19 protein-coding genes are annotated in these 26,179 nt (G+C 71.3%); 3 read left to right on the plus strand and 16 right to left on the minus strand.

Features of this window, described 5'->3' with window-relative positions; genetic code table 11:
* Position 1 precedes the first annotated feature (1 nt).
* From EDC02_RS40415 to EDC02_RS40420, 6 genes are all read right to left on the minus strand, one after another.
* Positions 2-298, minus strand: a complete 297-nt coding sequence (locus EDC02_RS40415) for a WXG100 family type VII secretion target (protein ID WP_158632299.1) — start codon at positions 296-298, stop codon at positions 2-4.
* A gap of 37 nt (positions 299-335) precedes the next feature.
* Positions 336-662 carry a type VII secretion target gene (locus EDC02_RS25600; protein ID WP_158632300.1) on the minus strand — a complete coding sequence of 109 codons (327 nt, stop codon included), beginning with the start codon at positions 660-662 and terminating at the stop codon, positions 336-338.
* A 117-nt stretch (positions 663-779) separates the two neighbouring features.
* Positions 780-2,192, minus strand: coding sequence for a type VII secretion protein EccB (gene eccB, locus EDC02_RS25605; RefSeq protein ID WP_123604146.1), 1,413 nt, complete (start codon positions 2,190-2,192; stop codon positions 780-782).
* 15 nt (positions 2,193-2,207) lie between these two features.
* Positions 2,208-3,605 carry a type VII secretion integral membrane protein EccD gene (eccD, locus tag EDC02_RS25610; protein ID WP_123604147.1) on the minus strand — a complete coding sequence of 466 codons (1,398 nt, stop codon included), beginning with the start codon at positions 3,603-3,605 and terminating at the stop codon, positions 2,208-2,210.
* Positions 3,606-3,631: 26 nt separating this feature from the next.
* Positions 3,632-4,498: a hypothetical protein gene (locus EDC02_RS25615; RefSeq protein WP_123604148.1), complete on the minus strand. Its 867-nt coding sequence runs from the start codon at positions 4,496-4,498 to the stop codon at positions 3,632-3,634.
* Positions 4,499-4,783: 285 nt separating this feature from the next.
* Positions 4,784-5,692 (minus strand): hypothetical protein, encoded by a 909-nt coding sequence (locus tag EDC02_RS40420; protein ID WP_158632301.1) that lies wholly within the window; start codon positions 5,690-5,692, stop codon positions 4,784-4,786.
* A 165-nt stretch (positions 5,693-5,857) separates the two neighbouring features.
* Here EDC02_RS40420 and eccCa point away from each other — a divergent pair, with 165 nt between their 5' ends.
* Entirely contained in the window at positions 5,858-9,826 is a 3,969-nt protein-coding gene (eccCa, locus tag EDC02_RS25625) for a type VII secretion protein EccCa (protein ID WP_123604149.1), read from the plus strand.
* Between the two features lie 36 nt (positions 9,827-9,862).
* Here eccCa and mycP read toward each other — a convergent pair whose 3' ends face one another.
* The 7 genes from mycP to EDC02_RS25660 all read right to left on the minus strand — a co-directional run bounded on the left by mycP (position 9,863) and on the right by EDC02_RS25660 (position 16,664).
* Complete coding sequence (gene mycP, locus EDC02_RS25630) at positions 9,863-11,086, minus strand: type VII secretion-associated serine protease mycosin (protein WP_199757766.1); 1,224 nt, start codon at positions 11,084-11,086, stop codon at positions 9,863-9,865.
* A gap of 2 nt (positions 11,087-11,088) precedes the next feature.
* On the minus strand, positions 11,089-11,868 hold the full coding sequence (locus EDC02_RS25635) for a zf-HC2 domain-containing protein (RefSeq protein ID WP_123604150.1): 780 nt from the start codon (positions 11,866-11,868) through the stop codon (positions 11,089-11,091).
* A gap of 24 nt (positions 11,869-11,892) precedes the next feature.
* Positions 11,893-13,605, minus strand: a complete 1,713-nt coding sequence (locus tag EDC02_RS25640) for a S8 family serine peptidase (protein WP_123604151.1) — start codon at positions 13,603-13,605, stop codon at positions 11,893-11,895.
* Complete coding sequence (locus tag EDC02_RS25645) at positions 13,602-15,275, minus strand: RICIN domain-containing protein (protein ID WP_123604152.1); 1,674 nt, start codon at positions 15,273-15,275, stop codon at positions 13,602-13,604. Before EDC02_RS25645 ends, EDC02_RS25640 begins: the two co-directional genes overlap by 4 nt.
* Positions 15,276-15,448: 173 nt before the next feature.
* Complete coding sequence (locus EDC02_RS25650; protein WP_123604153.1) at positions 15,449-16,006, minus strand: sigma-70 family RNA polymerase sigma factor; 558 nt, start codon at positions 16,004-16,006, stop codon at positions 15,449-15,451.
* Between the two features lie 62 nt (positions 16,007-16,068).
* Positions 16,069-16,377 carry a hypothetical protein gene (locus EDC02_RS25655; RefSeq protein WP_123604154.1) on the minus strand — a complete coding sequence of 103 codons (309 nt, stop codon included), beginning with the start codon at positions 16,375-16,377 and terminating at the stop codon, positions 16,069-16,071.
* Positions 16,374-16,664 (minus strand): hypothetical protein, encoded by a 291-nt coding sequence (locus EDC02_RS25660; protein ID WP_123604155.1) that lies wholly within the window; start codon positions 16,662-16,664, stop codon positions 16,374-16,376. Before EDC02_RS25660 ends, EDC02_RS25655 begins: the two co-directional genes overlap by 4 nt.
* A gap of 122 nt (positions 16,665-16,786) precedes the next feature.
* On the opposite strand from EDC02_RS25660, the gene EDC02_RS25665 reads away from it, so the two are divergent.
* Positions 16,787-18,025, plus strand: coding sequence for a hypothetical protein (locus tag EDC02_RS25665; protein ID WP_123604156.1), 1,239 nt, complete (start codon positions 16,787-16,789; stop codon positions 18,023-18,025).
* Positions 17,962-20,094 carry a hypothetical protein gene (locus EDC02_RS25670; RefSeq protein WP_123604157.1) on the plus strand — a complete coding sequence of 711 codons (2,133 nt, stop codon included), beginning with the start codon at positions 17,962-17,964 and terminating at the stop codon, positions 20,092-20,094. The genes EDC02_RS25665 and EDC02_RS25670 overlap by 64 nt, the downstream gene beginning before the upstream one ends.
* Positions 20,095-20,099: 5 nt before the next feature.
* Here the strand turns inward: EDC02_RS25670 and EDC02_RS25675 are convergent, their stop codons facing one another.
* From EDC02_RS25675 to EDC02_RS25685, 3 genes are read right to left on the minus strand one after another with little or no spacing between them, the layout of a single operon-like run.
* A complete protein-coding gene (locus EDC02_RS25675) occupies positions 20,100-22,844 on the minus strand; it encodes an AAA family ATPase (RefSeq protein WP_123604158.1) in 2,745 nt (914 codons plus the stop codon).
* A gap of 19 nt (positions 22,845-22,863) precedes the next feature.
* Complete coding sequence (locus tag EDC02_RS25680; RefSeq protein WP_123604159.1) at positions 22,864-25,581, minus strand: LuxR C-terminal-related transcriptional regulator; 2,718 nt, start codon at positions 25,579-25,581, stop codon at positions 22,864-22,866.
* A complete protein-coding gene (locus tag EDC02_RS25685; RefSeq protein ID WP_123604160.1) occupies positions 25,582-26,070 on the minus strand; it encodes a hypothetical protein in 489 nt (162 codons plus the stop codon).
* Between the last annotated feature and the right edge of the window lie 109 nt (positions 26,071-26,179).

Genomic DNA, 26,179 nt, shown 5'->3' on the forward strand with positions numbered 1-26,179 from the left:
ATTACTGGTTGAACCGGTTACCAGAGCGGATGTCTTGCTGCTTCATGTCATCGGAACTGAGCTGGATAACCTTTGCCAACTCATGCACGATCGTGTTCATGTCGCCGAAGTTCTTCTCGATCCGCACCGACAACTCGTTGTAGTTCGCCGCCGCCGGACCGGTCCAGTTGTCGAGGGCCTGACCGGTCTCCTGCGACAGCTTCTCGATCAACGCCTCAACACTGCGGTTGACTCCCTGCATCTGACTGATTCCCTCGAACAGGATATCGTAGTCATACCCCATCTTGCCGTTCGCCATTAGCGTTCCCTTCGTTCCGGTAGCCGCACCGAGCGGCTCAGATGTCCCTGAGAATGTCCAAGCCGACAGCGCCGACCTGGCTTGCGTTGGCGTGGTCCTGCGCGTCGAAATCCTGCACGGTGCCGTCCACGTTTCCGGCCATCTCCCGCAGGTCGGCGACGATCGCATCCACCTCTTTGACCCAGGTTTCCCGCGCGCTCAGGACCGCCCTGATCATCGCCCCCTCGCATGCGCCGTCCATCAGATCGACGGCGTCGTTGAAGGTGGCCTTCTGTCGATCGACGTCGTCGGCCGTCGACCGATGATCGCTGGCGACCCTGTTGGCCACCACAGGATCGAGAACTGTGTTCGTGATGCCGGCCATGGGTTCCTCTCTCTTCCGTTCGGACGCAACGTCCCTGCCCAGGTCCATGCAACCAGTCGGGAACGGGCCAACCCTGACTATCGGGCACCGGGACGCATTCGGCGGGGATATCCCCCGTCAACCGCCCCAGACCTGGCTCGCCAACGCTGCCGCCGGATCCAGTACCGGGCCGGTCGGCAGCAGTTCCAGCAGTTCCCCGGGAACATCGACCGGCTGCACACCGCCGTACCCCAACGCCTCGGCACCCGCCGGCGGCAGCGGATACTTCACCCCGAACTCGGAGATCAGAAACATCGCGCCACCGACGGTGCCCGGGGCGTACGGGTTGCGGGCCAGCACTCCGGTCCCCGGAGCGATCATGATGCGATCCGCAGTGCCGGTCGCGGTCGCCGCCCGAGGGGCCGGCAGCGCCCCGGCAAGCGCGGTGGCCGGCGCCCGGTAGAGCCGCACCGCCACGGTCGAACCCGCCGAGTCGAATCCGACGCAGGGCAATCCGCCACCGCCGGCCAGCGGCTGCGGCGGGTCCGGCGGGTAGCCGTCCACGAAATCCATACTGGCCGCGACCGATGCTGCCGCCAGTTCGTCCGGACGGACCGGGATCGGCCCAACCGGACCATCGGGGTACGCCTGCCCGATCGCCGGATCGGCCAGCACGAGCGCGGCGGCGGTCCGGCTCAGCCGGACGAGACCGTCGGTGCGGACCAGGAACTGCTCGGCCGTGCCGGTCATCGGGTTGCGGACCTCGTAGACCTGGCCGACTCTGGTCGGCCGTCCGCCCACCGACGGACCCGGCTGCCCCCGATCGCTGACGGCGGGGAAGATCAGATCTCGCCCGGCCGGGATCGGATTCAGCCATGCCGGAGTCACCAGCACCGGCGCCTCGGCGATGTAACCGAGCGCCACCGCGCTCGCCACCGTCATCCGGTACCGGCGGCCCTGCCAGACCAGGTAGTTGTGTCCATCAGCGGTGCGGACCAGGAAACCCTGGTCATCAGTCAGCGGCACCGGATCGGCGAGATCTCCCAACAGTAGCGTCACCGCCGGTACGCCGGCCGGCGACGGTGGCGGCGCACAGACCGTCCAAGGTCCACGATAGAGCCGGTCTGCGGCAGGCACCGCGTCCGGGGCGCCCAGAATGCCGATCGGCGATCCCATCGGCACCCCGGTCAGAGAGTGCCGCGACACCCGTACGATGCTGGCGTCCATGGCCCCACCGAGCACCAGGCGGGCGGAGGTGTAGTTGAGCACCGGCCGTAGGTGTCCGTCGAGCAGCAGATAGCGGGCCCCGGACTCCTTGACCGCGATGATCACCCCAGGACGGTTCCAGGAGGTGTCCCCGCCTGGCCGGAAGATCCCGTAAATGCCGAAGCCGCCGGCGATCACCAACGCCAGCAGGATGCCGATCACCAGGCCGATCATCGGGCGGCGGTTGGGCGGCTCGTAGGGGTCCGGCCGGCCCATCATGAGGGCGGCGTTGAGTCGGCCCAAGATGTAGAAATAGGCGTGGACCTGATCCCGGCGTGACTCCATCGGGGCGCCCTCCCGTCAACTCGCCCAGGCGCGGATCATCGGATAGATCCCGAGCACGGCACCGAGCACCGGGATCAGTGCCACCGCGATCACGATCTCCAGGATGTCCACCGTCCTCCCCCAGTAGGGCCGCAGCCGCCGGCCCGGCAGGGTGCCCCCGGCGGTGAGAATGGCGCCGGCGATCACCACGACCGCTGGCGCAAGGACCACGGCCCGGGTCAGGTCGGATCGGTCAGCCGCGAACCGCAGCAGGTCGAACAGCACCAGCGCGATGGCCGGGGTCAGCGTCGCCCAGCGGGTGACCAGGCCACTCATGTGCCGGGACCGCATGCTGATCAGTGCGGCGATCACCAGAGCCAGCATCATCGGCCACAGCCCACCGGGGGCGACGAGCACGGCGGCACTGATTGTCTGCGCGGCACCCATGCCCACCGTCAACGCGGCGTGGTAGGCCAGGCCGGCGGAACCCCGGTCGACCACCATCCGGTACGGCGCGGGTTCGATGTCCTCCGACAGTTGCTCCGGCCTTCCGGGCAGCAGCGGCAGCGCCAGGCCACCCAGCCGGAAACCGAGTGGCGGCAGCATCAACGCGATCAGCAGGGTCAGCACCAAACCGCAGGCGGCAGCTTCCTGCGGTGTCACCGGCCCGACCGCGGCCAGCAGCGCGGTCACCGCGCCGGTAGCGACGAAAGCGATCGCTCCGGTGAACACCAACGCACCGGCGGCGACCAGCGAAGCGCCGGCAGCGAGCGTGACCAGCAGAGCCAGGCAGGCCACCGCCACCCGGACCGCCGTGCTGGAGTACGGGGCGATCGCCTCGGCGCCGAGCCAGCCGGCCATCGCCGCGTAGGCCGCCGCACCGCCGGTGAGCAGGGTGCCGGTCTGCGGATCCGGAACCGCCCGGCTGACCAGCCCGGCGGCGGCGAGCAGCGGCAGTGCGAGCAGCGCGGCGACGGCGGCCCGGGCCCCTACCGGCCCGTCCAACCCGAGTACCAGCAGGCCGCCGGCGAGGGCCAGCGCGCCCATGGTGAGCAGCATCGCTCGGGTGCGGGGAACCGACCAGCGGTACGGGCTGGTGCGCGACTGATCCGCGACTCCGTCGACCAGGTCGTCGAAATCGATCGGCGGCAACTGTTCGGCCCGCGGCCGGAAGTGCAAGGTCTCGCCGTCGAGCAGCTGCAGCTCGACGGCGGTGCGCTCCTCGTCCAGTGGTGCCCTGCCGAGGCGCTGCAGCACCCAGCCGTCGTGTTCGGCGCCGCGGTCGGCAGCATCCGGGTCGAGTTGCAGCAGCACCTCGGGGAGCAGGTCGACCAGCGGGGTCTCCCCTGGCAGGGCGAGATCCGCCGTCCGGTTACCGAGCACGAACCGCAACCGGACCGGGGCCGCCAAACGCTGCCGAGTCAGTGGTTCCATGTCGATTCAGTCAATGTCCGCAGAAATCATTCCGTCCACTCCACCATCCTACTTCTTTGGTGATTATTGTAGAAGATATATGGCTTATTGTTGAGCCAATAGATCTGCTCACCATCCTCATCTTCCTGCAGGTCGCCGCCAACGTAGTAGGTCCGATAGGTGTTTCCTTGGAAATCCTTCTCCTCGTATTCGTAGTCGTCAGCGCTCGGCTCGACCGGCTTGAAGTGTTCACCCGTCGACGGCCGGTCGCCGCCGCCGTCCCCGTCGTCCTCTTCTTCGTCTTCGTCCTCTTCTTCCTCGTCCTCGTCGTCGTTTTCGAACGTCAGGCCGTCTTCAGCGTCCTCGATCGCGTCGCCCTCACCAAGGTCGATCTCCTCATCGTCGTCCTTACCGAGATCATCGACCTCAAGCTCGTCGCTCATCCCGTGGATCTGATCCGGATCGAACTCGACCGTCGCCTCGCCGTCCTCGATCGAGTACGTCTTCTCATCACCCAGATCCTCGTCGTCCCCGGTGTCGTAGTCATCCTTCGACTGCACCTCGGTAGGAACGAACTCCGCATCGTTCATGTCCTCGATCGCGGTCCTGGCAACACCGGTCGCCGCCGCCACCGCATCCCCGTTGCTCATGTCGACGCCCTCGAACGCGTCAGCGACCCTGTAGAGCCCCGCGTTGATCTCCTCAAACGCCATCCGCAGATACTTGGCGTGAGTCACAATCGCGTCACGTCGGTCCGCGAACAAGTCCTCCAACCACTCCGCCACGTCGAACTTGCCGGCGTTGGGATCCATCGAGCCCAGATTCCGGAAGACCGCGTCGTAGTCGTCCATGATGGAACCAATCGCCTTGGCGACCCTACGCAACTCTTCCGGCTCGACTCGTGTCTCGGACATGAACGCCCCTCCTGCTATGGTGGGTCCGTCTCCTACGGGTCCCCGATCGCCCTGGCCAGCGACACCAGCACCCAGCAGACGGTAGGCACGGTGATCCCACGCGCGTAGCCACGCGACCGGACACCGGACCGATCGGAGGGAAACCCCTCACCGAAGGAGACACCCGTGGGTTCGGCCCCCTACTCGCGCAAGGCCCGCACCTCAGGCGAGGACCTACACGCAGTCACGGACCGCTGCCCGGATAGACTCAGTGGTTCCGTGTCGACTCGATCGAAGTCCACGTAATCATTCTTCCCACTTGCGCCATCCGGTTCCTGCAAGCCCTTCTATGTAGAAGTACGGCTCGCTGTTGTACCAGTAAATTTGCCGCCCCTCCGCGTCGACCTGCGGCCCGTCGCCGATTATGTAGTACCGATAGATACGATCCTCACCATTCTTCTCCCGATAGTCGTAGTCGTCAGCGCTCGGCTCGACCGGCTCGAAGTGTTCACCCGTCGACGGTCGATCGCCCCCGTCATCGTCACCACCGTCATCACCTTCCTCGTCGTCATCACTTTCCTCGTCGTCATCACTTTCCTCGTCGTCCTCTTCCTCGTCTTCCTCATCGTCGTCGTTCTCGAACGTCAGGCCGTCTTCAGCGTCCTCGATCGCGTCGCCCTCACCAAGGTCGATCTCCTCATCGTCGTCCTTACCGAGATCATCGACCTCAAGCTCGTCGCTCATCCCGTGGATCTGATCCGGATCGAACTCGACCGTCGCCTCGCCGTCCTCGATCGAGTACGTCTTCTCATCACCCAGATCCTCGTCGTCCCCGGTGTCGTAGTCATCCTTCGACTGCACCTCGGTAGGAACGAACTCCGCATCGTTCATGTCCTCGATCGCGGTCCTGGCAACACCGGTCGCCGCCGCCACCGCATCCCCGTTGCTCATGTCGACGCCCTCGAACGCGTCAGCGACCCTGTAGAGCCCCGCGTTGATCTCCTCAAACGCCATCCGCAGATACTTGGCGTGAGTCACAATCGCGTCACGTCGGTCCGCGAACAAGTCCTCCAACCACTCCGCCACGTCGAACTTGCCGGCGTTGGGATCCATCGAGCCCAGATTCCGGAAGACCGCGTCGTAGTCGTCCATGATGGAACCAATCGCCTTGGCGACCCTACGCAACTCTTCCGGCTCGACTCGTGTCTCGGACATGAACGCCCCTCCTGCTATGGTGGGTCCGTCTCCTACGGGTCCCCGATCGCCCTGGCCAGCGACACCAGCACCCAGCAGACGGTAGGCACGGTGATCCCACGCGCGTAGCCACGCGACCGGACACCGGACCGATCGGAGGGAAACCCCTCACCGAAGGAGACACCCGTGGGTACGGTCCCCTACTCGCGCAAGGCCCGCCGGGCCGGGCCCGTCGCGCCGGCCGAAGAAATCAACCTCCAGGAGCCACCGGTCATCCCCGAGCCGGCCGAGCGCGGCATCAGCTCGGTGCTGATGCTGGCTCCAATGGGCATTGCCTCGCTGGCCATGGTCCTGATGTTCCTGCGCCCCAACGCTGGCGCGTTGGCGTACGTCGGGGTCTGCCTGATGGTGCTCGCCGCTGTGACGATGATGATCGTGCCGCTGATCCGCAACGCCGGGCAACACAAGCATCGGCTCAACGGCGAACGCCGCGACTACCTGCGCTATCTCGGCCAGGTACGGCGCAAGGTGCGCGACTCGCTCGTCGAGGAACGGCGCGCCGCCCGCTGGTTGCACCCCCACCCGGGCGCGCTGTGGACGATGGCGCTGAGCCAGCGACTCTGGGAACGCCGTACGTCGCACGAGGACTTCGGTGAGGTGCGGGTGGGCCTGGGTGCCCGGCGCTCGATGACCCGACTGATCGCGCCCGCGAGCAAGCCGGTCAGTGATCTGGAGCCGCTCGCCGCGCACGCGCTGCGCCGATTCCTGCGCGCCTACGCCACGTTGCAGGACGCCCCGATCGCCCTCTACCTACGCGGCTTCGCCCGGATCGGGTTCAAGGGCGATGCGCGTACCACCCGCGCGACGGTTCGCGCGATGCTGGCCCAACTGGTCGTCGCGCACTCACCACAGGATCTCCACCTGGTGGTCGCCACCACTGATGCGGCCTGGGACTGGGCGAAGTGGCTACCGCACGTCCAGGACGACTCCGTCCCGGACGTCACCGGCACCCGCCGGCGGGTGGTGACCGAACCGGCCGAGGTCGACGAGGTCCTCGCCGCACTCGGCGTACCGGACCGGCCGGGCTTCGAACCGGACACCCCGGTCACCGCGCTGGAGCCGCTCGTCGTGCTGGTCCTCGACGGTCCCGCCCTGCCGTCCAACCACCGGCTCGGTACCGACGGCTACCGGAATCTGATCACTCTCGACGTCCGTGCCGCCCTCGGCTGGGAAGCCCAGCCACACACCCTGCTGCTTCAGGCGACCGAGGAGCAACTGAGTGTCGTCTCGTTCGACCATCTGGGCAAGTCGAGCAGCCGCCCGCTGTGCCGCCCGGACCTGATGAGCGTGACATCCGCCGCGGCGCTGGCCCGCGCCGTCGCCCGGTACCGGGTCGGTCAGGGTGGCGACACCGAGGAACCCCTGGCCACCGACTACGACCTGGCCGGCCTGCTCCAGCTCGGTGACCTGACCACCTTCGACCCGGCGGGGTACCGGGCCGGTCGGACGGCGGCACAACGGTTGCGGGTGCCGATCGGGATGACCTCGACCGGCAGCCCGATCGAGCTCGACATCAAGGAGGCCGCCGAAGGCGGAATGGGGCCGCACGGCATGCTGATCGGTGCGACCGGTTCCGGCAAGAGCGAACTGCTACGGACGTTGGTCCTGGCCCTGGCCGCCCGGCACACCTCAGAGGAGCTCAACCTGGTCCTCGTCGACTTCAAGGGTGGCGCGGCGTTCCTCGGCTTCGAACGGCTGCCGCACACCTCGGCCGTGATCACCAACCTGTCGGAGGAGCTCGAGCTCGTTGACCGGATGCAGGACGCGCTGACCGGTGAGCTGAACCGGCGACAGGAACACCTCCGGGCCAGCGGGTACCCGTCGCGGCGCGACTACGAGCGGGCCCGCGCCGAGGGGGTCGCGATGGAGCCGATGCCGGCGCTGTTCATCGTCGTCGACGAGTTCAGCGAGATGCTCAGCAGCAAGCCGGAGTTCATCGACGTCTTCGGCATGATCGGCCGGCTCGGCCGCAGCCTCGGGGTGCATCTGCTGCTGGCCAGTCAGCGGGTCGACGAAGGCCGCATCCACACCATCGAGTCGCACCTGTCGTACCGGATCGGGCTGCGTACCTTCTCCTCGATGGAGAGCCGCAGCGTACTCGGCGTGCCGGACGCCTACGAACTGCCGAACGTGCCCGGCAACGGCTATCTGCGGCCCGACACCCAGACGCTGATCCGGTTCAAGGCGGCGTACTGCTCCGGGCCATGGCGAGCGCCGCATCAGCGGCGCCGCGCCTCGGCGCAAGGTGGTCTCGTCCTGTTCGGCACCGCCCATCTGCGGCCGGAGCAGCCCGCCGACCCGCAGCCGGACGACGAGGCCGACAGCGGGGAGAAGCCACCGATCCTGGCCGACATGCTGCTGCAGGTGCTGCGCGGGCACGGACCAGCGGCCCACCAGGTGTGGCTGCCACCGTTGACCGACACGACGACCTTGGAGAAGCTCCTACCGCCGCTGGTCGAGCATCCGACCCTGGGGCTGGCGCCGATCGGCGGCTTCGGCACCGGACAGCTCACCGTCCCGGTCGGCCTGATCGACCTGCCGGCTCAGCAGCGCCGCGAGCTGCTGCAGGCCAGCCTGGCCGGCAGCACCGGCAACGTCGGCGTCGTCGGCGGGCCACAGTCCGGCAAGAGCACGCTGCTGCGTACGCTGATCTGCGCCCTGGCGCTCACCCACACCGCGGCCGAGGTGCAGTTCTACTGCCTCGACTTCGGCGGCGGGGCGCTGGCTTCACTGTCCCGGCTGCCGCACGTGGGTGGCGTCGCCGGCCGGCTGGACCGCGACAAGGTCGCCCGTACCGTGCTGGAGATGACCACCCTGCTGGCCCGTCGTGAAATGCTCTTCGCCGAGCACGGGATCGACTCGATGGCCAGCTACCGCCGGGCGCGGGCCACCGGCGCGTTCCGCGACATCGACCCGTACGGTGACGTCTTCCTTGTCGTCGACGGCTGGTACACCGCCCGGCAGGACTTTCAGGACCTGGACGACCGCTTCGGGGAGCTGGCGGCGCGTGGGCTCGGCTTCGGCGTACACCTGCTGGTTTCCGCCGGTCGATGGTCCGAGATCCGGCCCTGGCTACGCGATGTGCTCGGCACCCGCTTCGAGCTCCGGCTCGGTGATCCGGTCGAGTCTGAGGTCAACAGCAGGGTCGCGGCGACCGTCCCGGCCATCCCGGGCCGGGGTATCACCACCGACCGGCAGCACTTTCTCACCGCGCTGCCGCGCATCGACGGCGACCCTGGTACCGAGGATCTCGCGGAGGGAACGGCGGAGCTGGTCGAGGCGTTGGACGTGCCCACCGCGCCACGCGCGCCCGCGGTGAAGCTGCTCCCGGACCGGCTGGTCGTCGCCGAGTTGCCGGCGCCCACCGCACCGTCGCGGGAGGCCGAGATCCGCATCCCGCTCGGCCTCGACGACGTGCGGCTGGCACCGTTGTGGCACGACTTCGACGCCCACCCACACCTGTTGATCTTCGGCGACACGGAAACCGGTAAGACGAACCTGTTGCGGCACATCGCCCGCAGCGTCGTCGCACACCATTCGCCGAAAGAGGCGCGGGTGGTGTTCGGTGACTCCCGGCGCGAGCTGCACGAGGCCATCCCGCAGGCGAACCAGATCGGCTACTCGATGTCGGCCGAGCGGCTCACCGCAACCCTGGCCGAGGCGGGGCAGGTGCTCACCTCCCGGCTGCCGGGGCCGGAGATTGCGCCGAGCCGGCTGTCCAAGCGGGACTGGTGGACCGGCGGCCGGCTGTTCATCCTGGTCGACGACTTCGAACTCATCGAGGGCGGCCGGGACTCCCCCCTCGCCCCGCTGCTGCCGCTGCTGCCGCACGGCGCCGAGATCGGTCTGCATCTGATCATCGCCCGCAGTACCTCCGGGGCGGGCCGGTCGATGATGAACCCGGTGCTGCGACGCGCCTGGGAGCTGGGATCCCCGGCGGTGCTCTTTTCCTGCCCACGCGAGGAGGGCACCTTCCTCGGCAACGTGCGACCCCGGGTCCTGCCGCCCGGCCGGGGCCAGTACATCGACCGTCGGCGCACGGTCCGGCTGGTGCAGACACCCGAGTTGCCGGTTCCCGAGACGCCGACGTCCTGACCGGCGGTTCAGGCCACTACTGAGTGGTTCAGGCCATTACGGATCGGCGCGGTCGGCGGTCGGCCGGCCGGCGGCGTGGGCAGGTCGCCAGCCGCGGGCCCGGCCGGCCGGCAGCAGCACCCGCAGCAGCGCCACCAGTCCGATCAACACGACCGACAGGCCGGCGGCGAGCGCGGCTATCGTCGGCCCGATCGGGTCGGGCGGCGGTAGGTCGGGGTGGCGGGCGCTGCCCACCGGCGCGGCCGGACCGTCGGCGCCCTCCTCGGCGAGTGCCGCGGACACCGCCGCCGCAGGATTGACGACCCCCCAGCCGTAGCCGGCGTCGGGCAGGCCAACCGCCGGATGGTCGGCGGTCGTCAGCAGCCGGTGTCGTACCTCGGCGGCGGACAGGTCCGGCCGGTACGCGCGGATCAGCGCGGCGACACCCACCACGAACGGCACCGCGTAGCTGGTGCCGCTGCCACGCCAGTGTCCGGGCCCACCGGGCCCGACGCTGACCACCTCGACCCCCGGCGCGGTCAGCCCGAGGTGGGCTCCGGTCTGGGAGAAGGCGGCGAGCGTTCCGGTCGAGTCGATCGCCCCGACGGCGAGGACAGTCGGCAGCGCTGCCGGGTACGCGGTCTGCTGCCCCTGCCCGGCGCTGTTGGCAGCGGCCGCCACCACCAGCACGTCGCGCTGTTCGGCGTACTCGATCGCCGAAACGAGGCTCTGCTCCGCGACCGTGGTGCTGGCCGAGATGTTGACGATGTCGGCACCGCTGTCGACCGCGGTGCGGATGCCCCGCGCCAGCAGCCCGGCGGTGCCGTCGTCCATGCTGTTCGCCACCCGGATCGGCAGGATCCGCACGTCGGGAGCGATGCCGTGAAAGCCGGTACCGTCGGCCGGCGCGGCGCCGATGATCCCGGCGACGAAGGTGCCGTGGCCGAAACAGTCGTTGTCGGCCCGAGGCTGGCCGGGGCTGGTCAGGTCGATGCCGCGTAGCACCCGACCGCGCAGTTGCGGGCTGTCCGCCGCCACGCCGGTGTCGACCACACCCACCGTGACTCCCGCGCCACGGGTCAGCGGCCAGACCCGCTCCACCCCCAGCCAGGACTGGGTCCAGGGCACGCCGGTCTCCATGCTCTCCGGTGCCCGCAGGCAGTTGCCGCCGCTGTCGGGCAGCGTCGGCGGTGCGGCCGCACCAGCGGTACCGGCCACCACGGCGGTGATCAGACCGACGGCCAGTGCGGCGACTGCCCGGACGAGCCTCGGTGGTGACACGGTCAGCCCGGTGGTGTCGACGTCGGGTCCGGCCGCGTCGATGCCGCGACCACGAGTGACCCGTCCCTGGCGGTGATACTGAACCGGGCGATACCGTCGATCGGGACCGGGCAGGCGGTGTCCACCTGCTGAAGGCGGCCGACCCCGGTGAAGGTGACCAACTCCCAGCTGCGCCCGCCGATGTCGGTGACATAGAACCGGTACGGCTCACCGGCGGTGAGGCCGGTCACCGTGGCGTACAGCTCAACGTCTGCGCCGCTGGCGGTGACGGTCACGGACAGGGTCGCCCCGGTCGACTCGTTGGCGGCGTCGGCGACAAGTGTCGTCGGTGGATCGGCGCCGATCAGTCGGGCGAGCATCGGTTGACCGACGGTGACGGCGGCGAGCATGAACAGCACGACCGCCAAACCGGCGCCGGCCAGCGCCAGCCGGCGCGGTCGGCGCCGGACGCGGCGGGGCCGCACCGGGCCATGGGGACGGGGACGGGTGCCGGCGATGTCTGTACCGCCAACCCGCGACGTGCCGGCATCGGGCAAGCCGACAGGGGCCGACGTGCCGGCATCGGGCAAGCCGAACTCGGCCACCAGGTCGTCGCGGTCGGCCGACGAGAGCAGTGCCAGCATCATCGCCGCCTCGCCCAACTCATCCGACTCCGCCAGGCAGCCAGCGCAGGTCGCGAGGTGACCCGCAACGGTGCTCATCTCGTCGTCGGGCAGCGCACCGGCGTAGAACAGGCCGAGCGCCTCGCGCAGCTGCGGCTCACCGCACCTGTCGTCAGCCATCAGCAACCACCTCCGTCAACCCGGTCACCCGCGCCACTGCGGCGCCGCGGTTGCCGGCTCGACCGACCGCCCCTGCGGCCACTGGGCGTCCAGTCCTTCGCCGGTCTCGTCGCGTTGGCGCATGGATCGCCGCAGCCGGACCACCAGCAGTCCGGTCAGGACAACGGAGAGTAGCAGGATGACGAGGAAAGCCGTCCGTGCCGCCTCGCTGTCACCTACCCGACCCGTCGAGCCAACGTCGGAGATCGGTGTCACCTCTTCGGGTAGTACCCGGACCACCGCAGCTTCCGGATTGACCATGCCGTAGCCGTAGCGGGGGTCCGGTTCGGCGTCGCCCATCCGGTCGGACGTGACCGCCACCCGGTGGGCGACCTGGGCAGCGGTCAGACCCGGATGGGATGCGCGGACCAGGGCCGCGACCCCGGCGACCATCGCGACGGCGTACTGGGTCCCGCTGCCGGTGAACGACCCGGTCCCGTTGGCGCCGATGCTCGTCACGTTCACTCCTGGGGCGACGACGTCCACCGAGCCCGGCAGGTAGTCCGCAGCCGTCATGCCGTCGACTCCGATCCCACCGACGACGATGGTCTCGTCGGGCACCGTCGCCGTACCGACCGCCTCCCCGTCTGCCGGAGCCCCGGCCACCACGACGATGTCCTGCGACAGCGCGGTCGCCACCGCGTCGGCAACCGGGGTGGCGGTAATGTCCACGTGGGAGCCCAACGCGATCACGTCGGCCCCGGTCGACACGGCGATCTCGATGGCCGTCGCCTGCACGGCCGGGTCAGGGGCCGCGTCGTCGGTGACGATTCGCACCGGCATCACCGTCGACTCGGGTGCGACACCGGTGAAGCTGTCGTCCGGCGTCGCCGGCTCGGCGGCCACCAGGCCGGCCATCGCCGTCCCGGTGCCCAGGCAGTCGACGTCGCCCCGACCGTCACCGGTCACGATGTTCGCGCCGATCGCCACCCGGCCGCTCAGCTGCGCGCTGTTGCCGTCGACGCCGGAGTCGACGATCGCCACGAGCTGGCCGTGTCCCCGGCTGTGCGGCCAGGCCAGGTCGGCGGCGATCCGTACCATTCCCCAGTCGGACGGTTCACTCGCGGCGGTCGCCGCCACGCACTCGTCCTTGTCGGCTGGTGGCGGTGGCGCGGTCGGCACCTGCCCGGGGTTGGGCGGGACGCCGGCGAGCGACGGTCGCTCGACCGATTCGGGCGACGACCCTGGGCCGGCCGACTGCCCCGGTGCCCCGGACTCCGCCGGCCGGGTCGGGCCGGCCGGCCGGGTCGGTGCCCCGGGCTCGGCCGACATCGGTGGGGTGACGGGCCGCACCGGAGAAGTCGTCGGATTTCCGGTCACCGGCGCGGGGCTTGGCGGCGGCTCGGTCGGCAGCACGCCGTACCGGATGCCGGGGCCGGCGGCGTCCCAGGGCATCACCAGGTACCAGCCGGCACGCAGCGAGTCAGGGTCGGTCAGCGCCTGGCCGACTGGTTGGCCCCGCCCGACGTTGAGGTTGTACACCTCGTCCCACCGCTCGCCGTCGCCGAGCAGCCGGGCCGCGATGCTGCGGAGGGTCTCCGGTTTTCCCTGATATGACGCCGCCACCGTGTAGTAGGCCACCTGCTCGTCGGCGTGCGCCGACCGCCCGGTGGTGGCGAGCACGAGCAGGACCGCGACGATTGCCGCCGCGGTCCAGCTCGCTGCCCGGGGCGTTGCCACGCTCCCCGACCGGATCATCTGCTCAGGATCCATCGCTGGTCGACAGCGTGGTCCTGCAGTGTCCACTGGGTGACCGGAGTGCCGTCGCTACCGCTGGTGTCGTTTCCAAGAATGTCGAGCACCTTGCCGGAGTTGCGGTTGAGGATGTTGTAGCTGCCATCCGCCCGGCGCAGCAACTTCCAGTGCTGATAGTGGCTGTCCTTCTTCGGCTCGGCGATGGCCGCCTTGGCCCGGTCCTCCACCGAGGCGTGCCGGATGGCGAGGTTCTTGCCGTTCAACGCGTTGGTGATGATCACCCAACCGGCGTCCGGCGCGGCGGTGATGTGCCAGTACTGGTCCTCGCTGCCGATGTTCCGCCACAACTGCACGACCGTTCCGGCCGTGTGGTTGTCGTCCAGACCCGGCACCTCGAGAATCTTGCCGCTGAACGCGTTGGTGAACTGGTAGCGGACCGTCGGGTCCCAGACCTGCGGTGCCGGCGCGGTGGTCTTCGGCGCCTCGGGCCGGTCCGACAGGGTCGGCGACGGGCTGGCGGGCTTCGGGCTCGGCGACGGCTGCTCCGACGCTTCCGCGCTGGGCGACGGGCTGGGCGACTGCGACGGGGTCGGCGACGGGGTTGGCACGGTCAGCCGGTCGTCGTCCGCGTACCCGTCGACGTAGGTGTCCACCAGGTCGACCAGCTGCGGGATCGCGGCCTGGCGCGGAACACCGCCGGCAGCCCGCACCGCGGTGACCCCCCACTGGTACGCGGCGAGCGCCAACTCGTAGGAGCCCGAGTCATCGACCTTCATGCTGGACAGCTGGTTGGTCAGGTCGCACATCGCGCTACCCAACGCCGGGATCGCCGCCACCGGATCCCACACCGTTGCCGACTGCGACGGCCGGTACTGGTCCCACATGGCCTCGGTGAACTGGGCGATGCCCTGGCCACCGTGGCCGCCTTTGAGGTTCGGGTCGAACCCGGAGACCGCCATCAGTTGAGCGGCGATCTGCGCGCTGGACACGTCGTCCGGACACACCTGGCCGGCGGCGAGCACCAGATTGACGTACTCCTCCGGGACTTTGACCTGGCCAGCCGCCGAGTCGGCCGAGCTTTCCGGTGGCGCCGCAGTGGCGTCGGCGAACTGCGGCTGGTCGGCGTACCAGTTGGCGTATCCGACCACGGTGTCGACATGCTGCCGGGCGCTGTCCGGAACTCCGGTGGCGTCGATCACCGGCTGCAACCCGACGCGTTCGGCGGCGACCGCCGCCTCCCACAGGTCACCGTCCACGCCCGCCGCCCGAGCCTGCCCGATGAACGCGCAGGTACGGTGGGCCAGGGCGAGCACGTTGGCCCGCCCGTCGGCGCGCTGGGCCGACTCCCACGGTGCCCAGTCCTGCCACGCCTCGGTGTCCATGCCGGCGAGGCCCTCGCCGTGCGCGGTCCGGGCCCCGGGCTCGAACTCGGAGGCGGCCATCAGCTGGGCGGCGAGCCGGGGTCCGGTCAGCGTCGGGCAGGCGGTCGTCCCGACGACGATCGCCGCGAGCACGTCCTCCGGCACCGGCTTGCCCTCGATCTTGGTCTCGGCCAGCGCCGGGCCGACCTGCACGCCGGCGGCGACGACACAGGCGACCGCCGCGGTGAACGCCACCGCCGCCTCGACTCGTTGGCGGGTGGACCGCAGTGACCGCCACGGTCGCCGCAGCACCGAGCGCGATCTGGGCGAGGGCTGGCTCGCAGGGTTCGACGAGGGCTGGGGCACAGGTCTCGATGTCACGGTTGGCTTCCCTCTCCACCGGGTGTGCTCTGTGAACGAAATCGACCTCGGGCGGGTTCACGACCCGATGAAGTTTCTCGGGAGTTTCGGTGGTCGCCGGATGGTCAGAGGGTGAACCCGCGCGAGGTGAGGTCCTCGCGCAGGGCACGCAGGGCGTAGAAGGTACGGGACTTGACGGTGCCCTCCGGAACGGACAGCCGTTGGGCGGCCTCGGCCACCGAATGCTCCTGGAAGTAGATTTCGATCAGCGCGCTACGGAGCCGCTCCGGCAGACGGGCGACTGCGGCCCGAACCTCGCGCCGGTCGAGTAGCCGGTCGGTTCCGTCGGCCGCCCCGTGCCGATCCTCGATACGCTCGTCGAGCCGTTCGGTGGGCCGGCCCTGGCTGGACCGTATCTGGTCGATGGCGATCCGGCGGGCCACGGTGAACAGCCAGCCGCGGCTCCACTCGCCGTCGGTCGTGCGCGCCTCTGGATGGTTCCAGGCACGCATCAGCGTCTCCTGCAGAATGTCCTCTGCCATCGCGCGGTTGCCGAAGGTCATCCGCAGCAGGTAGTTCAGCAGGATCGGTCCGTGCGTCTCATAGGCGGTCCTGAGTGCTTCGTCGCGCGTCGGAGCAGCCGACGAGCCTCCGGACGGCCCGTGCCTCGTTGCCGGATCCACGGCCGTGGTAACGAAGTCTCCCGCACTCAAAGTTCACCGCCCGCGAGTGGTATCCCGAAAAGTTATCCGGCGTGCCGATGCGATTCGGCAACGCCGAACTCCGGGTCGGGCCAGCCCACGTCCACGTGCCCCGGCCACTCGTAGCGGATAGCACCGCTGATCAGGCCGAGGATGCCGTCCGGACCAAGGATGCCGTCGGCCGCGAGGGTCCACTCGACTTCCGGGTCGAGGTCGACGCCCGCGCCGGCCCACGGCCCGCTGCCGGGCCCGAGTTCCCGTCGCAGCTCGATGAGGCGCCGGGCGACCTGACCCGCCAGGGCGTCGATGGCCTGGGCCACCTCGGCCGGGTCGACCCGGCTACCGCCGGTCATCTCGGGTCACCGCCGGCCAGAATCGCCTCAGCTCGGTGCACCGCCCGACTCGGCCGCAGGCGACCGGCGATCTCATGCAGAGCGTCGTCCAGCATCCGGACGTAGATGTCGTAGCCGACCAGCAGGTCCTGCAGCCGGCCAGCGGGCAGGTCGGTCAGGCCGACCCCGTCGAGGCTCACCAGATGGTCACGGAGTTGACTCAGACTCGCGGCGATGTCGGCTGCGGCGTCGAGGCAACCGTCGGCTGCGTTGCCGGCTGTCGGCCGATACGGTGTAATCCCGCTCATACTGCCTCCATTCTCAGGGAGAACACCCTCAGAACGACCGGCGACCAACCAAGGTTCACGGGATCCGCCCCCGACTTGTCACACCCGTACGACCAGACCGAGCGCCCGAAGGACACGACCGGATGAGACGACGCACCCCGACCCGCCGCGGCCTGCTCGTGCTCATCGTCCAATGCGTCATCGTCCAATGCGTCGCGCTGCTCCTGACCCCTGCCCCGTCGGCAGCCGCTCCGGCCGACCCGACGATCCCGCCACGCAACGTTCCCACCGAGACCGGGAAGTACTACGTGGTCGGTCCGGCGGTCGACGGTCAGCGGGAGTTCCTGTTCGCCATCGCGGCCGAGACCCTCGGCGACGGCAGCCGCTACCGGGAGATCTTCGAGTTGAACAAGGGTCGGCCGCAGCCGGACGGGCGGCAGATGGTCGGCGCGGCCACGGTCGAGCCGGGCTGGATCCTCATCCTGCCGGCGGACGCCGCCGGTCCGGACGTCCAGACCGGCGCGTTGCCCGAGCCCATCGGATCGACGGCCGGACCGGACGGGCCGGGTACGCCGGCCGGTGACTCCGGCGGCTGGTTCAGCACCGGGTTGCGGATCGCTCTGCTCGTGCTGGCCGTAGTTCTCGTCGTCTGGGCCCGGGTGGCGCTGGCGGCCCGTCGGTCGGCGGTAGCCGAGTCGGCGGCGTCGTCGCGCGCCGCAGCCGACGGGCGGGTCGGGCCGGTCACGACGCAACGACGACTCGCGGCACCGCCGCCGGACCTCGGCGCGGCTGATCTGCTGCCGCCCACGCCCCCGAACCCGTTCGGGACGCTGATCACCGAACTGGACTGTGGCGGCCGGCCGGCCCAGGTCCGACTGGTCGGGACGCGACCGGCCCGCTGGGGTCAGGCGTACGGCTGGCTGCCTGCCGGCCGACGACTGCCCCCGTCGGCGGCGGCGCTGGTCCTCGGCGAACGTGACGGGATGCGGTTGTGGGCCGACCTGGATCACGCGCCCGACGCGCTGACCATCGTCGGCGACCCGGCGGCTGCCCGATCGCACGCGGCGACCCTCATGGCCCAGCTCGGTCGGGACGCCGAGGTCGTCGTCACCGGAGACGTTCTCGGCGGAGAGGCCCCTGGCCACGCCCGGTGGATTCCGGTGGTGACCGATCTCGGTCCGCCCGGGTCGCCCGCCCGGCCGCAGGTGGTGGTCTGCTCCGCAGCGGACGCCCCGGCCCTGCGCGAGCAGCTGCGGAGGTTGGCGGGCGACGGCACACGTACCGTACCGGTGATCGTCGGGCCAGCTCCGGAAGCCCGGTGGTCGATCCGGATGCCCCGGCAGCCGTCCTTTCCGCCGAGCAGGTGGGCGGGCTGGTGCTGACCCGGACCGGACTGGCGACCCTGCCACTGCCGGACGGCATCGAGTTCGTTGCCCCCGAGAATTTCGTCGAACGCCGATCGGCGGTGGCCCAGCTCGGCAGCGGACATCCCGGACTGGTCACCGTGGGTGTCGCCATCGGTGACGACGGGTTCCAACTGCCGACGTACGACTTCGACGACGCACCGGTCCAGGCAGGCTACGGCGGTCAGGACCTCGCCGCCGCGCTCTCGCAGATCCAGTTGTACGGCGGTGACCTGCGCATGTGGCTCCGCTGGCCGGACGACCCGGCGCAACACCACCGGGTCGAGACCGAACTGGCGACACTCGCCGAGACGACCGGCGCCACCGTCTGGGTTCCCGCCGCAGGTGGCGAGGCGGTGCTGCTGCCGGGTTGCCGGGACCTCGGCGCGCGGGACCGTTTCGGGAACGTCACCAGGTGGCAGGAGTACCGGCCACCGGACACCCGGGGACAACCACGGTTCACCACCGACCTCGACGGACGGCTGGCGCCGACCGCAGGGCCGACGGCCGGCACGATCGGCGCGGTGACGATGGTCAGTACCCGGCGGCGGTCACCCACGGCACTGCGCTCCCGGTACGCCGGCCTCACCGCCGAAGCAGGCCGCGCACTGGTTGACCTGTCCCTGTTGGACGATGGTCGGCTCGCGCTGTGGTACGGCGACGGCAGCCGACTCGCCGTGGCGGGCGGTGTGCTGCGGGCGCTGCTGACCAGTCTCGCCTGGGCCGGAGAGGACCTGCTGCTGCTGACCCCGGTGCCACCCGACGCCGCCGACGGACTGAGCGCGCATCTCGCCGCTGTCGAATCCGTACTCCGTGTCGAGTTCTGGTCGCTGCCGCCGGGCGCCTCCGTGGTGGTGCGGGACGGGCGGGTCCGGGCAGTCGACGAGCAGCGGCGGCCAGCAGCCTGGCTGCGGACCGGCCGGCCGGGACCCGCGCCGGAAGGCAGCCGGTGGTACAGCGACGACGGCTACCTGCTGCCGGTGCGCTGCGGCACCGGACGCCCGACCGTGCCCGCCCCGCTGCCGCAGCCCGCCCTGGTGCCGCCGCCCGCCCCCGCCGTTGCCGCGCCGCGACCGCGCCGGGTGCTGCCCGAGCCGAACCGGTACCGGGTGGCGGCGTCCAGTCGGCGTGCTGGCGTCGGGCACGGGGTGCGCTGGGTGCCGGACCGTCCGCCGACCAACGCCGAACCGGTGCGGCTGTGGGTGTCCTGCCCGGTTCCGCCGGGCCGCGCCCTGGTCGAGGGGATTCCGACGGCGAACCTGTTCCTGGTCGGCGATGTCGACGGCGCCCGGGTCGCGCGGGCCAACCCGGGTAGCTACCTGCTCTGCCTGGGCGCCGACGCTGGCAGCGCCATCGCACTGAGCCAGGTCCGCAAGATCCCGGACGAGGTCCGGCTCCGGCTGCGCGACGCGAGCGACGGGGACGGCGGGGACGGCGGGGACGGCGGGAGCAGCGGGAGCAGCGGGAGCGACACGACGGGCCGGTTCCTCCTGCCGGCAGCCTGGCTCGACCGGGTCCGGCTGCTGGCCGGCTACCAGGTGGACGACGACGGCCGACCGCATGGTCACGTGCAGCTGCCCGGGGTGCCGGTGCCGCTGAACTACACCGGTGCCGGGCACGGCGTGGACGGGCTTCCGGACGAGGTGGTGCGCTGGCCGGCCGGCCGACGGGCCGGACACGCCTGGGTGGTCCTGCCGCAGACACCCGCCGCGCCGGACGGCGACGTCCTTCACGCGTCGCGGCAGCGTCCGGCGGTACGCGCCGGTCATCGACTGGTCCGAGTGCGACTCGACGCCGGCACGGCGATCGACGTACCGGCCAGCGCCGCTGCCCTGGCCGGACTCGTCTCGGTGCGCAGCCGGCTGTCCGATCTGCTGTTGGGCGGTGCCGAACTGGTGTTGCCGTCCGCCTCGTACGACCATGCCCGGGTGGACCAGGTGTGGTACGCCGTCGGCGACCAGTGGCAGCACCGGGCCCGGCGGGTCGGCCTGCCGCTGTCCGCACTGTTCGAGTCGGATCCGCTGGTCGAATCGGATCCGCTCCGCTGAAGCGGTCAGCCGGCCCGGCGTTCCCCGACCAGCACCGCCGCCGCCAACTCCACCCGGGACTGGTAGCCGGTCCGGGTGAACAACCGCGACAGTCGGCCTTCGACGCCCTTCGGGCTGCTCTGGGTGACCGCGGCGAGCTGGCGGTTGGTCAGTCCCTCGGCGACCAGCGTGGCGAGCAGCTGCTCACCCTCGGCGAGGGTGTCGGCCCGGCCCGGCACCGCGACACCATGCTCACGCATCGCCCGCCGCACCCGGGACCGGTGCAGGATCGCGCCAAGACCCTCGTAGAGGTCGTACGCCTCAACAAGCAGCTCCGGATGGTGGCCGGTCCACCGGACCACCCGTTCCAGGGTCCGCGCCAGTACGTGGGGCTGGCCGAGGTCTCGGGCGAGGCCCACCACCTCGGTGACCAGGGCCCGGTCGTCCGGGTCGTGGCCGGCGACGAGAGCGGCGCTGGCCGCCCACAAGGACGCTGCGGTGCCGCCCAGCGCGGCGGCGGCCGCGGCGGCGTGGTCTGCCGCCGTCAGTGCCTCCGCCCGGTCCCCGCGTGATGCCGCCAACTCCGCCGTGACCATCCACAGTTCGTCCGTGCCGATGAGCGCACCGGACCGGGCTGCGGCGGCAAGGGCCTCCTCGGCGATCCGGCCGGCTGCCGCAGCGTCGCCGAGGGCCAGCTCCACGTCGACCGCTGCGGTTGCCGTCAGGTACGACAGCGGAACGTGACGGGTCCGAGCGTTGTCGAGCATCGTCCGGGCGCGCATCGGCCAGCCTCGGCCGAGTAGCACCTCCGCCCCGGCCCGGTGCACCAACGCCGGAGCCAGCCGGCAGCTGGCCGCCAGGCCAGCGGCGATGCTGACCTGGGCCGCGTCGAGCGCCTCGGTCCACCGTCCGCGCTGCCAGTCGGACAGGCAACGCTCCGGCACGGGTAGGTCGGTCCGACTCAGACCGGCCGCCGCCAGCACCGCCTCGGCTGCTGCCGGCTCGCCGGCGGCCGCCGCGAGACGGTACCGGCCGAGGGCCGCTGTCACCTGCCGGCGCCGATCACCTGCCCGGGCCGCCGGCCCGGGCAGGTGCGGACCAGGCAAGGCCGCCGGCCCGGGCACGGGTGGCCCGGCCCGGCCAGTCACCGCCGCGACCTGGGTGGTGACCAGACCGGTCAGCGGCTCCAGCCCATCCGGCGCATTCGCCGACGTCACGTTCGGGGGCGCACCGGCCCCGAGCAGCTCGGCTGCTTCGGCCCACCGGTCCAGCAGGCCCAGTGCCGCCGCCCGGGTCACCGTGGCCGGCGGTGGGCTCCCCGGACGCCGGAGCTCACCAGCCGCGACGGCCTGCGCCGACCCGGCGTCGCCGGTGCCGGCGACGCGGGCCAGTTCGAGCAGTTCAGCCTCCAGCCGGGCGGCCGGGGACAGCTGGTCGCTCTTCTCGCCGAGCAGCCGACTCAGCGGCGGTCCCGCAGCCGCGTGCCGGCCGGCGTGCAGCGCGGCGAAGGCATCAGCGAGTAGCGCTTCGACCCGATCCGCCGGGTCCGTGCTGAGCTCGGCTGCTCCGGCCCACCAGCGGGCGGCCGGTGCCGGGCGGGTGGCTTCGGCGTCGCGCGCGTGCCGGCGCAACAGGCGCACTGCCCGGTGCTGGTCGACCAGCCGCCCGGCGATGACGACCTGGTCGGGCAGGTAGTCCGGGTCGGCGCAGGACGCCTCGCCGGACCAGACAGCCTCGACCGCCAGCTGGGCCAGCCGCCGCCGCTCGTAGGGCCCGAGGCAGGCGGTGAGGGCCACCGCCACCGCCGGTACGGTGATCCGCCAACCGCGAGAATGCTTGCTCGCCACGCCTGCCGCCCGTAGCGCGGCCAGGTCGTCGTCCACTTCGGCCGGCGATCGGCCGCTGGCCCGAGCGGCCAGTGCCGGGACGGCCGCGCACAGCGGTTGCAGCACCGCCACCGCCCGGGCGGTGGCGAAGGCGTCTGGGGCGAGTTGGCGTACCGGGGCCAGCAGAGCATGATCGGCGGGGATCCGCGGGGTGACCGCAGAATCGATCAGGTAGGCCCGCCGGTCCAGTACCCGGACGGCGGGCGAATCCTGGTAGCCCCGCACCGCCGCGAGCAACGCGCCCGGTCGGCCCCGGCTGAGCCGGCGCAGCTCGTCGCGCAACGCGCCGTACGGTGTCGCGTTCAGGATCTCGGCGGCGAGTTCGTCGGTCTCCGCCGGGGTGAGCGGGCGCACCGGGACGATGCGCACCCGTCCGGCGGCCCGGAGCCGGTGGAACGCGGCCGACACTCCGTCGGCGACTTCGACGCCGATCCCGGAACGGACCGCCGTTACGCACCGAGCCTGGCCTTCGGGCAGGCCGTGCAGCGCGGTCAGCAGGGCGGTGGCCGACTGCGGATCGGCCCACTGGGCGTCGTCGACGAAGACGACCAGCCCGTGGTGGCGGCGCAGCGCCCGGCCGAGCGTCGCCGTGGACGGTTCCGTGACGCCCCGTCCCCGCCCAGCGGCGAGTCGGGCGGGCAGCGGCGCCAGGCCGGCGAGCACCCGCCCGGCCAGGTACCAGGGCTCGTCCCGGTCCTCGGTGGCCAACCTTAGGTCCAGCACCGCTTCGCCGGCGGCCTCGGCCGCCGCACGGAGGGCACCCAACGCACGGGTACGCCCGACCCCGGGCGGGCCGACGAGCAGGGTGAGCGCCGCAGTACCGGGCGGTCCCGGCCCGGCCGGTGGCCGTGGCGGGGCAGTCGCCGGCACCAAGGTTGCCGTCATCGGGCGTCTCCCGTCGAATTCAGGACGCGATGTCCAGGATGTCGGAGGTGAAACTGGCCGCCGCCAGCTCGACTCGCGACCGACAGCCGGTCCGGGTGAACAGACGGGTCAAGTAGTTCTCGACGGTCTTCTCGCTCAGCCGGATCTGGACGGCGATCTGCCGGTTGGTGCGCCCGCGCCGGACCAGCTCGACGATCTGCGTCTCGACCGGGCTCAGTCCGGTCCGGGGGGCACGGCTGCGGGGACGGCGTACGCCACGGACCCGCATCGCGTCGACGGCGGCATCGCGCAGCCAGGGGGCACCGATCTCTTCCGCGGTGTTCACCGCTTCGAACAGCCACTGGTGCGGATCGTCGACGACCCGGCCGATGCCCAGGAGGGCGTAGCCGAGCTCGACGCGGTCGTCCCGGGCCCGGATCGAGTCGATCGCCTCGGCCGCGCCGGACACGTCTGCCGTCGTCACCGCGCGAACCATCCCGATGGTGCCGCGATCGACGACGCCGGCGCTGTCGTGCCGGCCGGGTGCGAGGTCGACCCCGACCAGCCGGGCGATCTCGGCCCCCTGCTTGGGCAGGCCGAACCGGGCGGCGAGCCCGGCTGCCCGGACGAGTAGCCGGTCGACGCCGATCCGGCTGCCGAACGACAGCTGTCGTCGGCAGGCTCGGTGGGCCGCGTCGATTCGCCGTTCGGCCTCGGCGGCGGTGCCGGGCTCACCGGCCGCGCCGTTCGCCACCCACCACCGCAGTGCCGCGTACGGTGGCTCGTCGGGGACCGACGCCAGCCAGACCGCCGCGTCCTCGGATCGTCCCTGCAGGGCGAGCGACTCGGCCGCCCACAGCCGGGCCAGCCGGCGCGACACCGTGGCCGCACCGCCGGCCAGCCCGACCTGTCGTGCCGCCGACACCACTCCGGGCAGGTCGCCTCGGGCCCGGCTGACCAGCATGCGGTGGTACGCGGCGAGCGGTCCATCGCCGGGCACCCGGTACCGTCCGGGTCCCAGGGTCAGCAGCAGCACCTGGGCCAGGTCGCCCATCGCGCCCGCGATGAGCAGCGGGTCGGTGTCCAGCGGTCGGACCGCGTCGACCAGGCGACGAGTGCCGTCGGCGGTGGCCACCCGCAGGTCGGCAGTGCCGCACGCCCACCCCGCGAGGGCGAACTCGACATCGGTGACCAGCGACGGTGTCGCGTCCGTCGGGGCGTCCGCCGGGGCCAGGGGCGGCAGGTCGGCGGCGGTGGGGTTCGCGGTGAGCCACCGGTCCACCATGGCCGGGACCGGCCAGCCATCGGGCGGCGTACGGAGCACCCGGGTCAGCGGCACCCCGATGTGCAGGGCGGCGAGCGTTCCGGCCGCAGCGAGATCGGGGTGGTCCGTGCCGGCCGGCACCGCCCGCACCACGTCGCCGAGCCGGGCGAACTGACCGGTACGCACCAGCAGGCGCAGCAGCCGGGCAAGGATGTCCGCGCCGGCCGGGCCACCACCACTGTGCCGCAGCGCGGCGTCCAGCCAGTCGGCTGCCCGGGCCGGCTCCCGCTCCATCGCCTCGGTCGCCGTGGCGACCAGTGCGAACGCGGTTCGACGGTCGACCGGCAGTGTGCCGCCGGCCGACGTGACGTGGTCGGCGAGGGTCGCCCGATCCGCTGGCACGCCGGAGCCGGAGCGCCGGAGCATCGCCGCCGCGTACGCGCGGTGCAGCCGGGTCACCGCCGCGGCACCGGCGTCGGCGATCAGCCTGGCGGCGAGCGCCGGGCATCTCGGGCTGATCACGTCGTCCGGCTGCACCACCAGCACCCCGTCGGTGACCAGCCCATCGAGCACTCGGCCGGCGTCGTCGGCCCGGCCGAGGGTCGCGTTGGCGAACAACGGCAGGTCGCCGACGTGGAAGCGGGTGGCGGCGGCCATCGTGGCCAGGCGTACGGCCGACGTGCCGCGCCGCCGCGCCGCCGTCATGAGCGGGTGTTCGGCCGCCAGGCTGATCGTCGTCTGCGGATCGAGTAGACACAGGTGACCACCGAAGACGCCGAGTCGACCCGTGTCGGCCAGCTCGGCGGCGGTCTGCAGCACTGTCGCGGGATGGCCGGCCAGCGGGCCGAGTGCGGCGCCGAGTGCCGCCAGTACTGCGTCGTCGACCGGCGTGCCGTGCCAGCGGGTGAGCAGTTCCCGTACCGCTGCGGGGTCCAACGCAGGCAGATCGACGACCTTGTCAGCCAGGACGGCCAGCCGGCCGGTCGCGGTCCGGCTCGCCGCGACCACCAGGCAGTTGTCCCGTACGGCCGCAGCCAGCGCCGCGACGAGCCAGGGCGTGTCGTCGACGTCGTCGGCGACCAGCACGGTCGGCAGCTGCCGGCCGATCAGCCCGAACGCGGCGGACGTCTCCTGGGCGAGCAGGGCCAGTCGGCCGGGTGACGGTGCACCGGCGTCCGCACAGAGCGCACCGATGGTGCTCAGCGGACCGGCCAGCATCGGGTTGGCGAAGCGTCCGTAATGCTCGCGCAGTACGCTGAGCAGCGCGGCGAACCCGTCAACGGGGCATCCGGATCCCGGCTCCGACGGCACCCGCAGTACGGCTGCGCCGGCCGCCTGCCAGGCGCCACTGGCCGCAGTCAACAAAGCGGTCCGTCCGGTGCCCGCTGCCCCGGTCACCAGCGCGAACCGGCCACCGGCCGATGCCTGGCGGTACGCTGCGTCGAGAGCACCGAGCTGTGTCCGGCGGCCCGTCAACACCTGCTTACGCTGCATCTAGACCTCAGCTGCGGATGGGGCCGCGTCGGCGAGATCGGTGGCATCCCGCCTGATCATCAGCAGGATCTCGCCGGCCATCGCCATCGACCGCAGGTATCCGTCGTCGTCGCTGGTCTCCAGCCAGACGGTCCGGCCGGCCCGGTCCGGTCTCGGCCGACCAGCGAAGTGGGCGTCGACGAGGATCAGCGGCACGTCCACCGACCACGATGGTGGTGCCTGCTTCGGCGCTGGCTCGTCGAGAAAGGCCCGCTCCTCGTCCGGGGACAGCCCGCTGGGGCCGTACGCGGCCAGTACCCGCCGTTGCAGTCGGGCACGGATCTGTTCGGCATGCCCGATCCGGGCCAACTCGCGCAGCTCCTCGGGAATTTTGAGATAGCCGCCGATCAGGACATCGACCAGGAGTTCGGGTTCGTCCGCAACGACGTGGCACCCGCCTGCGGCGTACACCATCCGGTAGCGCCGCTGCGAGTTGTCCCGCTCCGACACGGTTGCTCACCTCCGCGCGGCCGGGTCCGTTCGGCGGCCGCGCCTCTCAAACGAGATCCAGGCCCGATCCGTTCACCGCGACGGCAAGTCGGTTTTCTGCCGCCCAGGC

Origin of the sequence: Micromonospora sp. Llam0, assembly GCF_003751085.1 — a bacterium.
Taxonomy (GTDB): Bacteria; Actinomycetota; Actinomycetes; order Mycobacteriales; family Micromonosporaceae; genus Micromonospora_E.

Bases quoted from the DNA above. Each gene is read 5' to 3' on its own strand.
- EDC02_RS25660 (WP_123604155.1), bottom strand. From the start codon at position 16,664: ATGAGCGGGATTACACCGTATCGGCCGACAGCCGGCAACGCAGCCGAC.
- EDC02_RS25665 (WP_123604156.1), top strand. From the start codon at position 16,787: ATGAGACGACGCACCCCGACCCGCCGCGGCCTGCTCGTGCTCATCGTC.
- EDC02_RS40420 (WP_158632301.1), bottom strand. From the start codon at position 5,692: ATGTCCGAGACACGAGTCGAGCCGGAAGAGTTGCGTAGGGTCGCCAAG.
- EDC02_RS25640 (WP_123604151.1), bottom strand. From the start codon at position 13,605: ATGATCCGGTCGGGGAGCGTGGCAACGCCCCGGGCAGCGAGCTGGACC.
- EDC02_RS40415 (WP_158632299.1), bottom strand. From the start codon at position 298: ATGGCGAACGGCAAGATGGGGTATGACTACGATATCCTGTTCGAGGGA.
- EDC02_RS25615 (WP_123604148.1), bottom strand. From the start codon at position 4,498: ATGTCCGAGACACGAGTCGAGCCGGAAGAGTTGCGTAGGGTCGCCAAG.
- eccD (WP_123604147.1), bottom strand. From the start codon at position 3,605: ATGGAACCACTGACTCGGCAGCGTTTGGCGGCCCCGGTCCGGTTGCGG.
- EDC02_RS25600 (WP_158632300.1), bottom strand. From the start codon at position 662: ATGGCCGGCATCACGAACACAGTTCTCGATCCTGTGGTGGCCAACAGG.
- EDC02_RS25635 (WP_123604150.1), bottom strand. From the start codon at position 11,868: ATGGCTGACGACAGGTGCGGTGAGCCGCAGCTGCGCGAGGCGCTCGGC.
- EDC02_RS25675 (WP_123604158.1), bottom strand. From the start codon at position 22,844: ATGACGGCAACCTTGGTGCCGGCGACTGCCCCGCCACGGCCACCGGCC.
- EDC02_RS25655 (WP_123604154.1), bottom strand. From the start codon at position 16,377: ATGACCGGCGGTAGCCGGGTCGACCCGGCCGAGGTGGCCCAGGCCATC.
- eccB (WP_123604146.1), bottom strand. From the start codon at position 2,192: ATGGAGTCACGCCGGGATCAGGTCCACGCCTATTTCTACATCTTGGGC.
- EDC02_RS25680 (WP_123604159.1), bottom strand. From the start codon at position 25,581: ATGCAGCGTAAGCAGGTGTTGACGGGCCGCCGGACACAGCTCGGTGCT.